Source organism: Planococcus maritimus (assembly GCF_001592825.1).
In the GTDB taxonomy this organism is placed as follows: Bacteria; Bacillota; Bacilli; order Bacillales_A; family Planococcaceae; genus Planococcus; species Planococcus maritimus_C.
This window is the reverse complement of record NZ_LTZG01000011.1, coordinates 49,662-61,357: the sequence shown is the minus strand read 5'-3', so window position 1 is coordinate 61,357 and position 11,696 is coordinate 49,662. Positions and strand designations below refer to the sequence as shown.

Below are 11,696 nucleotides of genomic sequence, written 5' to 3'. Positions count from 1 at the left end.
CATAGTTCATTATCAAATACGAAAGAAGCTACTTTTTTCGCATTCAATAATCAATGACCTCTCTCAATATTTGAAGAAGCGTTCGCTCGACTCCTGTGGATCAGCGAGACGACCGAGACCCCGCAAGGAATGAATGAACGAAGCTTTGCTGAGTGCATTCATTTGCGACGCATCTGCGTTAAGCAGATGTGGGAGCACAAGGGTTTCGAAGCGGCTGAGGAGGCTTGGGCGCGAGCCCACGGAAAGCGAGCGATAAGCTTCGGAAAATATAGCTTTTCGCTTTCTCGTCAGCTTGTGCTGTTTTTCTTTTGATTGAAAAAGCTGTCACTTCTGTAAATGACATGCTTTCACTTAGATGAAAAGCGAACGAATTTCAAATAATGTATTGAATCGTACGTTAAATAGCGTAGACTGGATTTATGGAATGCGATTTATTTTCATAATTACTGTTATTTACGAAGAAAGCGGGGAGAAGAGATGGAGAAAGTAGAATTGAAATCGGTCATCAAGGATTGGCGTTTGCATGCCATTGCCTTCATTTTAGTCGCCATTACCGAAGCAATCGGCCTGTTCAGCATTTCTGTAGGGCCAGGAGTTATTCTATTATTACCGATGCTGTACGCATTTTTTCTAGGACTCGGTTTGTATTTCACGCCGCTCATTTCTGAGAAAAATGCAAAAAATGCAGAACCGCTCATTATTTTAGGGGTGACGCTGCTGATTGCCAAAATCGGGGTTACGATCGGGCCGCAGATTGAAGCGATTATCGCAGCAGGACCGGCCTTGCTCTTGCAGGAACTCGGCAACTTAGGGACCATTTTCCTGGCGCTGCCGCTTGCAGTGCTGCTTGGATTCCGCCGTGAAAGCATCGGCATGACCCACTCGATTGCGCGTGAGCCGAATGTTGGGCTGATCGTCAATAAGTTCGGATTCTCATCACCGGAAGGCCGCGGTGTTATGGCGGTTTATATTTTTGGGACGGTGTTCGGTGCTGTTTTCCTGGGCTTGATCTCTGGTTTGCTTGCGACGGCGACACCGCTGCACCCGCTATCGTTCGCTATGGCATCCGGTGTTGGGAGCGGATCGATGATGGCGGCGGCGAGCGGTTCACTAATTGGAGCGTATCCGGAGCTTGAAGAACAGATTGTCGCATTTGCAGGAGCGAGTAATTTGTTATCACTTTCGACCGGTTTATATTTCAGTATTTTTATCGGGTTGCCGCTGACGGAGAAATTATACAGCATCATGATGAGAAGGTCTGAACGCAAAATAGCTAAAGGAGGCGGGCCAAATGCTTAAAAGCGTAATTGAATGGACGTGGGTGTTGGCCATTTTTGGCATCGCCGCCTTGATTGGCAATTGGTTTGGGATGGATGTGTTGCCGTGGCAGGCGATTCCGGGAATGCTGGTCTTGATGGCAGTCAGTCTCGTTGGCTTGATGTTGGAGAAGGCTTTGCCCTTTAGCATGCCAGCTGTCGGTTATATCGGGATACTCGCTATCCTTATTTCCTTGCCTGGGGTCCCAGGTTCTGAATATGTGGTCGCGTGGACGAGCCAAATCGGCATTTTGTCGCTTGCTACACCTATTCTTGCCTATGCCGGCATCTCAGTCGGTTCAAACTGGGCAGATTTCCGCCAGTTAGGCTTCCGAAGCTTCTTGGTGGCGATATTGGTCTTTCTTGGGACTTTTCTCGGATCGGCTCTTATCGCTGAGGTGATCTTGCGTTGGCAAGGCATTATATAAACAGTAGAATCCCTGCAGCGAAAAAGCTGCGGGGATTTGTTTTGCAATGAGCAAAAGAAATGGCCCGGTGCAGTCGCCTGCATCGGGCCTTCAAAAAATTTGGGGGTGAAGGGGAAGCTCACTATACGCTTCTGTTAAGTAGTTACCACATGTGGCGGCTCCTTAAACATCTTGCCCAAATTTTTTAATTCCCGGTCTTTGTGCAGAGAGAAAAGGTCGGCAGAACAGGAGGCAAGCGTCATCCCGCAAGGAAAAACCGCTCCCATCTATTTTGCCGATAGTAGCACGCCAGACTTCTAGCTGAAACTCCATCCTCCGAAGTAAGCGGAAACACGTTATAATGGAACCGTTGTTTTACTTCCGAATGGGGGCCTGAGGATGGCTGATGAAAATGTGAAGACAGGGGGGCGCTCGCTTGAACATTATGGCGACTCGCCAGAAAAATTACAGGGGTTATACAAACGCACTTTATGGATCGTCATGCTGTCGCAAATCTTTGGGGGAGCAGGTTTAGCGGCTGGCATCACGGTCGGTGCGTTGCTTGCGCGCGATATGCTTGGCACTGAAAGTTATGCGGGATTGCCAGTCTTTCTCTTTACCCTCGGATCAGCAGGGGCCGCGCTCGTTGTTGGGCGCTTGTCGCAACGTTTCGGCCGCAGGACAGGGCTGGCCGCCGGCTTTTTGGCAGGGGGTGCCGGTTCGATTGGCGTGGTATTCGCCGCGATATGGGGCAATGTTTTCTTATTGTTCGCAGCCCTTCTAGTTTACGGCGCAGGCTCGGCGACGAACCTTCAAGCACGTTATGCCGGAACCGACTTGGCAAGCGCGAAGCAGCGCGGCACGGCTATCAGTGTGGCAATGGTGGCGACCACGTTCGGCGCATTTGCCGGTCCGAACCTGGTCGGTGTCATGGGAAGTTTTGCCGAATCAATTGGAGTGCCCGCGCTTGCTGGACCGTTTATTTTAGCAGGTGCTGCCTATTTACTGGCGGGCACTGTGTTGTTCGCGCTATTGCGTCCGGACCCGCTTGTAGTATCGCGTGTCATCAGCGATCAAAAAAAACGGGACCAGGCAGCATCAGGTGAAGCAGAAGCAACAGGGCCTGCAATCAATAGTCGTGGCGTTTTCCTCGGGGCAACTGTGATGGTCATCACGCAAATCGTCATGGTCGCTATTATGACGATGACACCGGTGCATATGGGCCATCATGGCCATTCACTCAGTGCGATCGGCATGGTCATTGGCATTCACGTCGCCGCGATGTATTTGCCTTCGCTCGTGACAGGTGTGCTAGTCGATAAAGTGGGGCGTGTCGCAATGGTCGTCGCGGCCGGCGTGACCTTGCTTTCAGCAGGGCTGGTCGCTGCGTTCGCTCCAGGAGACTCGTTGTTTGTGTTGATTCTCGCACTCGCGTTGCTTGGTCTCGGCTGGAATTTCGGCTTGATCAGTGGGACAGCGCTAATCGTCGATTCGACGAAGCCGGCAGCACGCGCCAAAACACAAGGCACAGTCGATGTCTTGATCGCACTCGCCGGCGCGACTGGCGGTGGCATGTCCGGCCTTGTTGTAGCCGGCACGAGTTTTGCAGTGTTGTCGCTTGCAGGCGGCGTTCTATCATTATTATTGGTGCCTGTCGTCATTTGGTTTTGGCGTAATGAAGAAACCGTTCTTTCATAAAAAAGTGGAGGCATCCAAGCCTCCGCTTTTTTCTATTCAAGTACGGCTATTGAGCCTATGAGAAATTAATTGCTGCCGCTACGGCTTTGAAAAAGCGCAGCGGGCATGAAAAACCCCCTCACTTTCTCGTGAGGGGGACGGATGCATTTATTCAATTCAAAAATTGCGTATCGGTCAATTCGCTGAAGTCCGGTTTTTCTTTCAGGAATTTCAAGTCGAATGACGAGTCACCGAAGGCTTGGATTTCCTCACCGTCAATGTCCGTGCTAAAGAACATATTGTCCCAGGCACCATCGATAACCGATTTGTCGAGTTCCTGTCCTGTGATCTCGTCGATTGTGGAAATGACAATTTCCTTGGATTCTTCAGGGTTTTCTTCGATATATGCGGTTGCCTGTTCATGCGCATCGACAATGCCTTGGACGACTTCGGGATCAGACTCGATCAATTCGCTGGACGTCACGAGGACAGAAGCCGGAAGTGATGTCCCGAAGGAAATTTCATCGGGTTGGATGATGACTTTCGCGCCAGTATTTTGTGCGAGAACGGAGGCCCAAGGTTCAGGAGCGACCGCGACATCGATTTTACCGGTTTCGAACATGGCTTCGTATTGTGCCGGTTTGCCGGTTTGATGAATCATTTCGCCGCCGATGCGGTTAGACGTCATGTCGTTTTCCTTCATATAGGTTTCGAACTGGACATCGTGCGTGCAGCCGACGCGCGGCGTGATGAATGTGCTGCCTGGGATGTCTTCGATGGATTCGATGCCGCTGCCGTCGCGTGCCATAACGACCGTTCCGCCGCTCGCCCCGCCAGCAATCATGCGCACATCCGCGCCGTTCGTGTAATTGTTCATCGCAGGGCCAGGACCGACCAGCCCGCCGTCGATATCGCCGGTTTTTAGCGCAGTCATGAAGTCTGAGCCGTCAGCGAATGTGACGTATTCAACATTCGTGCCTTCCGGTAAATTGCTTTCATAGAGCTGTTGGTCTTTTGCGACCATTGCCGTGGCATGGTCGAGATTTGGGAAATAGCCGAGCACAAGGGTATCTTCGCTATCGCCTGTCGCGTTGCCAGAAGCGCCGCAAGCCGATAGGATTCCTGCAGCTGCAAGTGAAGTTAGAAGTAGTCCAGATTTTTTCATAAAATGATTCCTCCTCAAATGATTGTGGATATTAAGATTCGAGTCCCCAGCGTTTCAGGACGTTTTTTTCGATGCGTTGGAAAATCAATTGGTCGACGACTGCGCCGACAACTCCGATGATGATCATGACGCCGATAACGAGCGCCATATTGCCGAAATCAGAAGCATAGCGCAAGGTATAACCGAGCCCCGGGCCGGCACTGAGGAGTTCGCCGGCCATCAATGCGCGCCAGGCGAATGCCCAGGCGAGACGTGCGCCGGTCACCAGATAAGGGATGGACGCTGGGATGATGACTTTCCAGAACAAGTCGATGCCGTTCGATCCCATCGTGCGTGCTGCTTTGATATAAAGCGGATTGACGTTTTTAATACCTGTCCGTACATTGAGTGTCATGACGAATGTGCCGCCGAGAATGACGACAAAGATGATAGCGCCTTCCCCAAGGCCAAACCACATCATGGCAAGCGGCAGCCAGATAATGCTTGGTACACTTTGCAAGGCAAGCACCATCGAACCGATTGTGTCATCGGCCGTTTTGGAACGCGCCAGCAAGATGCCGAGTGCAGTGCCGATCAATAAGGAAACGGCAAGGCCGATCAAGAGCCGGCGGAAACTCGCGACCAAATCATAGACTAAGGTCAGGTCGGCAAATCCAGCAATCAGTGCATTCCATACACTGAACGGGGAGGGAAGAATCGTTTCGTGCCATAATTCGAAATGGGAGCCGAGCCCCCAGAACAAGATGAGTGCTGCGAAAAAAATGAGGCGCTTAACGGCGGGCTTCATAGGCAAGCTCCTCGTGTATGACTTTGTCGATTTCGCCTTTCAATAGCCCCATGATGCGTTCTTCAAGTGCAGTGACTTGTTGCTTTTGTGCATCGCGTGGGCGTGGGATGTCGACATTGATATCGGCGATGACCGTGCCGGGTTGAGTGCCCATTACTACGATGCGGTCCGATAATTTGATCGATTCCTGAATGCTGTGTGTAACGAAAACGATGGTTTTTTGCGTATCGATCCAAATCTTCTCGAGCTGCCCGTGAAGGCGGCTACGTGTTTGTTCATCGAGTGCGCCGAACGGTTCGTCCATCAACAGCACAGCCGGATCCATCGCCAAGGAGCGTGCAATCGATACGCGCTGCTGCATGCCACCCGACAACTCGTGTGGGTAATGCCCGGCGTAATTGCTGAGCTGCACCATTTGCAGGAAATGGCGTGCGCGTTCGACCGCTTGTTTTTTGTTCATGTCTTTACGGAGCGGGAAAATGACATTCTCCGTGACTGTCATCCAGGGAAACAAGGCAGCTTCCTGAAACACCATGCCGCGGTCTTTTCCTGGTTTTTGTACGGTGGCCCCGTCAACGACGATGTCACCGGATGAGGCAGAAGTGAGCCCGGCGATCATCGACAATAAAGTCGACTTGCCGCAGCCGGAAGGGCCAAGAATCGAAACGAATTGGCCTTTCGGGATTTCGAGGTTTATATCTTCTAATACCGTGTTGGCATTATTGTCTTTATCGGTATAAATCTTGTCGATATGCTGAATTTCAATAAACAAATGCATTCACCGGCCATAAAACCTACCTTTCCAATCGGATATCATTTAATAAAGTATAGTAGTTTTATAGGAATTGTCAATAATTCCCGAGAACTTTTAAACGAAAAAAGAACGGCCGTTGCCGCTCTTTTGCTCTTCATTCTCTATTGGGTGGGTTGAATGTCATCAACCATCTAAGAAACTGTGCATGCATTGAATGAATGGCCGAAAAATGTTCTTAAACATTCAAAAACCCCCATCCGGTTAAAGATGGGGGTTAGAAATTATTTCAGTTTTTTCAACTCGGCCAATACTTCAGACGGTTCTACGCGATCTTTGTAATCGGCTTTTGTGTATTCGTAAGCGATTGTGCCATCGCTTGCAATGATATACGTAGCGGAGACCGGCAACGTCCATTCGGCATCGCCGTTGTACTGGTCGACATCTAATTTATTGCCTTTGTAAATATCGATCAAGTAATCCGGCAAGCGATAGACCAAATTGAAGTCGTCTGCTACTTTATTGCCGACATCGCTCAATACTTTGTATTCTAGGTCATGTTTTTCCTGTGCCGACATGGAATGATCCGGAGTCTGTGGACTGATGGCCAATAGTTCAGCACCAGCGCCATGGATGTCTCCGATAATCTGTTGGTAAGCCCGTAGTTCCATATTGCAGTAAGGGCACCAATTGCCACGATAGAAAGTCAAAATGACTGGGCCTTGCTTTAATTGCTCATCAAGTGATATCGAGTTTCCTGCAGCGTCCGGCAACGTGAAGTTCGGGGCTTTGTCGCCTTTTTTCAAGCCTTTGCCTTCGTCGGAAGCTTCAAGTTCAGTGATGGCGTCCTCCATTTGCTGCTGGATTTCTTCTGGTTTGGAAGCTTTAAACTTTTTGATGTATTCATCGAATTCTTGTCTCATTTGCGTTGTCATTCACATCATCTCCCTTTCGGTAATTAAGTTGCTTAGCGAATATTAGTTTTCAATTACACGAGTTTTTCAGCGATAGAAAGGATTTCTTCTTTCGGTTTAAAACCTACAGTCGTTTCTTGCAATTCGCCGTCTTTAAAGAACAGGAGTGTCGGGATGCTCATAACGCCATAGTGTTGGGCCGTTTTTGGGTTTTCGTCGACATCCAATTGGACGACGCTGATTTTATTTTCGGAATCCTGGTCAATTTCTTCGAGTGCAGGAGCGATCATTTTACAAGGGCCGCACCAAGCTGCTCCTAGTTCTGCAATGACAGTTCCTTGGCCAGTCAATTCAGTGAATGTGGCATCTGTTACTTCTTTGATAGACATGTAATCTCTCCTCATCTGTTTTTCTAACCATTCATGATTATTCATGAGGTTAGAAAATAACTTTAAAGTATGTTATGATATACGTCAACGATTAAGTTTCGAGGAAGTGTATAAAATGGACGGAAAGTTTGAAACTCAATATCCTTACCTAAGCGACTATTTATTTTTGAATCTGCTAAATACGACCAAACGCCAACGAAGCAAGAGAATGGATTTTCTGGTGGATGGCGGTGGAGTCGAGGAATGGCTGAAACTCATGCAGCAATTGAACCTGCTCGATTCACAGCAAATCAGTAAATTAATGGAGCAGCCGATCGATGCGAGTGAATTGCAGGCGTTTCGCATTCAATGGAGAGAGCATTTGTCGCAACTGGAGATTTCACAGTATCCGTTGGAGTCATTGGCGCAGTATATCAAACAAGCACCGCTTTATTTCGATTCGGAGTTAACGCCGATTCCGAGCAAAGGCGGGACTGCTGGCCTTCTATCGCTCGTGTCTTTTGAGATGTTGCGGGGAATCAAAGAAGGACTGTTTGAAAAAGTGAAGAAATGCGGCAGCGCGCCTTGCTATAGTTTTTTTGTGGACGTCAGCGGCAAACGGAAATGGTGTTCTATGGAAGTTTGCGGCAACCGGGAAAAAGCGAAAAAGCAATATCTTAAGACAAAAGACAGCCAGGCGCAGCAACAACAGCAATAGGTAAACGAAAAAGCTCCTGCTAGAGAAGCAGGAGCTTTTTTCGTGTGGCATTTATTCAAATAGGTTCATGCTTAAATAGCGTTCTCCGGTGTCCGGCGCAATACACAATACTTTTTTACCGGCCCCCAGCCGTTTAGCGATTTCGATGGCGGCATAGATGGTCGCGCCAGCAGAAGGGCCGACAAAGACGCCTTCTTCTCGGGCAGCGCGGCGGAACATATCGATAGCATTTTCGTCTTCGATCGCCATGATTTCATCGTAGATAGCAGTATTCAACGTATCCGGCACAAATCCGGGACTGGTGCCGACTAGTTTGTGTTTTCCTGGCTTGCCGCCAGACAAGACAGGAGAGCCTTTGGGTTCGACGACGGTAATGTGGAGGTTTGGCAAATGTGCTTTTAAGGTTTCACCGGTTCCGGTAATCGTGCCGCCTGTTCCGGCAGAAGCGACGAATGCATCAAGTTCTCCATCCATTTGCTCGAGAATCTCGACGGCTGTCGTGCCGCGGTGAGCATCAGGATTCGATGGATTCTCAAACTGTTGGGGGATATAGCTGCCAGGGATCGTTTCACGCAACTCCAAGGCTTTTTGGATCGCACCCGGCATTTTATCATCGCTCGCTGTTAGAACAACTTCCGAACCAAACGCCTTAAGTAAATTAATGCGTTCTTGAGTGGCGTTGTCCGGTAATACCAGAATGGATCGGTAGCCTTTCGCTGCAGCGACCATCGCCAGGCCGATGCCAGTATTGCCGCTAGTCGGTTCGATGATTGTCGACCCGGGCTGCAAGGCTCCAGATTTTTCGGCTTGCTCGATCATGTTGTAAGCCGCCCGGTCTTTAACACTTTTTGTAGGATTGAACATTTCCAGTTTTACGTAAACGTCCGCTGCGCCTTCAGGAACAAGGCGGTTTAATTTAACAACAGGCGTATCGCCAATTAAGTCAGTAATGGAATCATATGGTTTCATCGGGGAAACAACCTTTCTTTATCGGATATTGAGGATATTATCCATTGTAGTATAAAGAGGAAGGCTGTGCCATTTGCTTGTTTGGCGAGCAGCAGTATGGCTTTATGCATTATGGAAGAAAGCTTGTCGACACTTACGGTTAGATGGGGTGAAATCTTCGACAAAACGCTAATGAGTAGCGTACTATTTTGGTAACGGGGAATCGTTCGAATTATGCAATGGAAAGTAGGGACAGGCATGAAAAAACAAATAGTGGTAATCGGGCTCGGTCGCTTTGGAAGCAGTGTCTGCAAAGAACTTTACGGGATGGGACACGATATTATGGCGATTGATTCGAATCCGGAAACGGTCAGCTCGATGTCCGATTATGCGAGTCATACGGCAACAGCCGATGCCACAGACGAAGGCAGCTTAAAATCACTGGGCGTTCGTAACTTCGAGTATGCCATCGTCGCAATCGGCGATGATTTGCAAGCAAGCGTTTTGTGTACGCTCATGCTGAAAGAACTCGGGGTACCGAAAGTGTGGGTCAAAGCGCGTGATCAGCAGCATCAAAAGATTTTAGAACGCATCGGGGCAGACCGCGTTATCCAGCCGGAATACGAAATGGGTGTCCGGACAGCGCATCACGTCGACTCTGAAAAAGTGGTCGATTATATCAATCTGTCCGATAACTACAGCATCATTGAACTGGCCGCATCTAAAAAAGTGATTGGCAAAACGCTGGGCGAATTGAATATCCGCAAAGATTATGGCTGCATGATTTTGGCGATCAAACATGGCGAGGATGTCAATATCGCTCCTTTACTTGAAGACCAAGTGGCTGCAGGTGACATTTTAATTGCGATGGGACATAAAGATGATCTCAAACGCTTTGAAGACAAAGGGCTATAAGCTTAGCCTTACTGAAGGATAAAGGCGGTGACTGAATGAAAGTACGGATTGATTGGACGTATAAATCACCGAAGAACAAAGTGGTTGAATTTCTTTCTGAAGAGCTTGAAGCAAACGAAGCATTGGTGGTGGCGCAAGATCTCGAACGCACAGGCCGCACGAAGCGCCTTCAATTTGCAGACCGTCACAACAGCAATTGGAGTTTGAAAGAGCTGAAGAACTACGTCAAAGAAGTGGAAATAGAACCGCATGACATTGTGGCGTATTTCGATGGCGGCTTTGATCTTCAGTCGAAACGGGCGGGTCTTGGCTGCGCTATTTACTTTAAGCAAAATGGCAAGGAGTATCGCTTGAGGAAAAATGCCATTATCGACGAGATCGAGTCGAATAACGAAGCGGAATATGCGGCGCTGTCGATGGCGGCCCAGGAGATTGAATTGCTGGGCGCCCATCATCTGCCTGTCCGTTTTATTGGGGATTCGAGAACGCTGGTCAACCAGATGAGCGGCGAATGGGCAGTGCCGGAACAGAGCTTGGCAAGATGGGCTGACCGCATTGACCAGCGATTGGAGAAAATCGGCATTCGTCCTGAATATGAACTCGTTCCAAGAAAAGAAAACTCAGAAGCTGATCGCTTAGCGACACAAGCACTCAATGGGACGCCAGTAAAAAGTTTAATCGATTTGAATGCAGACAATTGAACTAATGTACAGAAGTTGTCAGGAAGAAGCATTCCTGGCAACTTTTTCTATTCCATGTAAGTTTGCATCAGTTCTTATGTCTAATTGCTTAAATTTATCAGAATAATTCAAAAATTATTGATTTTCTTCCGGATATGTTGTATAACTGAGGTGTACAAAAGTTATACAAATACTATATGGAAAGAGGTTGGAAAAATGAAGAAAATTTCTGTCTCTCTTGTCGCGATGCTCGTATTGCTCTCGCTTTTCGGTTCATTAGTTATGGCTGACAACCATGGCGATATGGCAAAAGTGCGGGTCCTGCATGCTTCGCCTGATGCTCCTGCAGTGGATGTATACGTCAACGGTGATTTAACGCTCGAAGAAGTACCATTCAAAACCGACTCTGGATACTTGGAAGTCCCGGCTGGAACACATGATGTAGAAGTCTTTGCTGCTGGTACGGAATATGCAGCAGGAGAAGGCGTCTTGCAGGCTGACCTCGAAGTGGAAGCTGGAAAAGCTTATACAGTAGCTGCTGCTAACCTCCTGGAGTCTATCGAATTTGTTGTCGCTGAAGATTCCATGGAAGTAACAGAAGGCCAAGCGAAGATCCGCGTCGGCCATTTATCCCCGGATGCTCCAGCAGTTGATGTTGGCATCATCGGCGGCGATGCGTTGTTCAGTGGAGCTGAGTTCCCAGGAATCACGGATTACGCTGAAGTAGCCCCAGACACTTATGACTTGGAAATCCGCTTGCCGGATGGCACACAAGTCTTGCCATTAGAAGGAACTGAACTGGCTGCAGACACAGTCTACTCGGTCTTTGCGGTCAATACAGTCGATTCGCTTGAAGTGATTGCGCTTGTTGATTACGAAGCTGCTGCAACACCGGATGAAATGCCAACAACCGGACTTGGTACACCGCAACAGTCCCAGTCTATGTGGTTGTTGGTTGGCGGCGCACTAGTCTTGATCGCAGCTAGCGGGTTTGTGTGGAGAAAACGATTTCAATAAACTTGCTTTGCTCCTTGCAGCACTATTTCTTGC

The 11,696-nt window shown here is 48.7% G+C and carries 13 protein-coding genes; 7 read left to right on the top strand and 6 right to left on the bottom strand.

Annotation, left to right across the window (positions count from 1 at the left end):
* Nucleotides 1-477: 477 nt before the first annotated feature.
* The 3 genes from AY633_RS08970 to AY633_RS08960 all read left to right on the top strand — a co-directional run bounded on the left by AY633_RS08970 (nt 478) and on the right by AY633_RS08960 (nt 3,421).
* Nucleotides 478-1,299: a DUF3100 domain-containing protein gene (locus tag AY633_RS08970; RefSeq protein WP_068488016.1), complete on the top strand. Its 822-nt coding sequence runs from the start codon at nt 478-480 to the stop codon at nt 1,297-1,299.
* A complete protein-coding gene (locus AY633_RS08965; RefSeq protein WP_068460992.1) occupies nt 1,292-1,744 on the top strand; it encodes a hypothetical protein in 453 nt (150 codons plus the stop codon). Before AY633_RS08970 ends, AY633_RS08965 begins: the two co-directional genes overlap by 8 nt.
* 378 nt (nt 1,745-2,122) lie before the next feature.
* Nucleotides 2,123-3,421: an MFS transporter gene (locus tag AY633_RS08960; RefSeq protein WP_068488015.1), complete on the top strand. Its 1,299-nt coding sequence runs from the start codon at nt 2,123-2,125 to the stop codon at nt 3,419-3,421.
* A 151-nt stretch (nt 3,422-3,572) separates the two neighbouring features.
* On the opposite strand, the gene AY633_RS08955 is transcribed toward AY633_RS08960, so the two are convergent.
* The 5 genes from AY633_RS08955 to trxA form a co-directional block, all read right to left on the bottom strand.
* Nucleotides 3,573-4,565 carry an ABC transporter substrate-binding protein gene (locus tag AY633_RS08955; RefSeq protein WP_068488014.1) on the bottom strand — a complete coding sequence of 331 codons (993 nt, stop codon included), beginning with the start codon at nt 4,563-4,565 and terminating at the stop codon, nt 3,573-3,575.
* Between the two features lie 31 nt (nt 4,566-4,596).
* The gene (locus AY633_RS08950) at nt 4,597-5,352 is read right to left on the bottom strand and encodes an ABC transporter permease (protein WP_068488013.1); all 756 of its coding nucleotides are present in this window, start codon (nt 5,350-5,352) and stop codon (nt 4,597-4,599) included.
* On the bottom strand, nt 5,336-6,124 hold the full coding sequence (locus AY633_RS08945; protein WP_068488297.1) for an ABC transporter ATP-binding protein: 789 nt from the start codon (nt 6,122-6,124) through the stop codon (nt 5,336-5,338). The genes AY633_RS08950 and AY633_RS08945 overlap by 17 nt, the downstream gene beginning before the upstream one ends.
* 263 nt (nt 6,125-6,387) lie before the next feature.
* A complete protein-coding gene (locus AY633_RS08940) occupies nt 6,388-7,038 on the bottom strand; it encodes a peroxiredoxin-like family protein (RefSeq protein WP_068488012.1) in 651 nt (216 codons plus the stop codon).
* A 53-nt stretch (nt 7,039-7,091) separates the two neighbouring features.
* Nucleotides 7,092-7,406: a thioredoxin gene (trxA, locus tag AY633_RS08935; protein WP_068488011.1), complete on the bottom strand. Its 315-nt coding sequence runs from the start codon at nt 7,404-7,406 to the stop codon at nt 7,092-7,094.
* A 115-nt stretch (nt 7,407-7,521) separates the two neighbouring features.
* On the opposite strand from trxA, the gene AY633_RS08930 reads away from it, so the two are divergent.
* Nucleotides 7,522-8,103, top strand: coding sequence for a CGNR zinc finger domain-containing protein (locus AY633_RS08930; RefSeq protein ID WP_068488010.1), 582 nt, complete (start codon nt 7,522-7,524; stop codon nt 8,101-8,103).
* Nucleotides 8,104-8,154: 51 nt separating this feature from the next.
* Here the strand turns inward: AY633_RS08930 and cysK are convergent, their stop codons facing one another.
* A complete protein-coding gene (cysK, locus tag AY633_RS08925) occupies nt 8,155-9,072 on the bottom strand; it encodes a cysteine synthase A (RefSeq protein WP_068488009.1) in 918 nt (305 codons plus the stop codon).
* A 237-nt stretch (nt 9,073-9,309) separates the two neighbouring features.
* Between cysK and AY633_RS08920 the strand changes: the two genes are divergently transcribed.
* The 3 genes from AY633_RS08920 (at nt 9,310) to AY633_RS08910 (ending at nt 11,663) form a co-directional block, all read left to right on the top strand.
* The gene (locus tag AY633_RS08920) at nt 9,310-9,966 is read left to right on the top strand and encodes a potassium channel family protein (protein ID WP_068488296.1); all 657 of its coding nucleotides are present in this window, start codon (nt 9,310-9,312) and stop codon (nt 9,964-9,966) included.
* Nucleotides 9,967-10,001: 35 nt separating this feature from the next.
* Nucleotides 10,002-10,667, top strand: coding sequence for a reverse transcriptase-like protein (locus tag AY633_RS08915; protein ID WP_068488008.1), 666 nt, complete (start codon nt 10,002-10,004; stop codon nt 10,665-10,667).
* Between the two features lie 195 nt (nt 10,668-10,862).
* A complete protein-coding gene (locus AY633_RS08910; RefSeq protein WP_068488007.1) occupies nt 10,863-11,663 on the top strand; it encodes a DUF4397 domain-containing protein in 801 nt (266 codons plus the stop codon).
* The last annotated feature ends 33 nt before the right edge of the window (nt 11,664-11,696 follow it).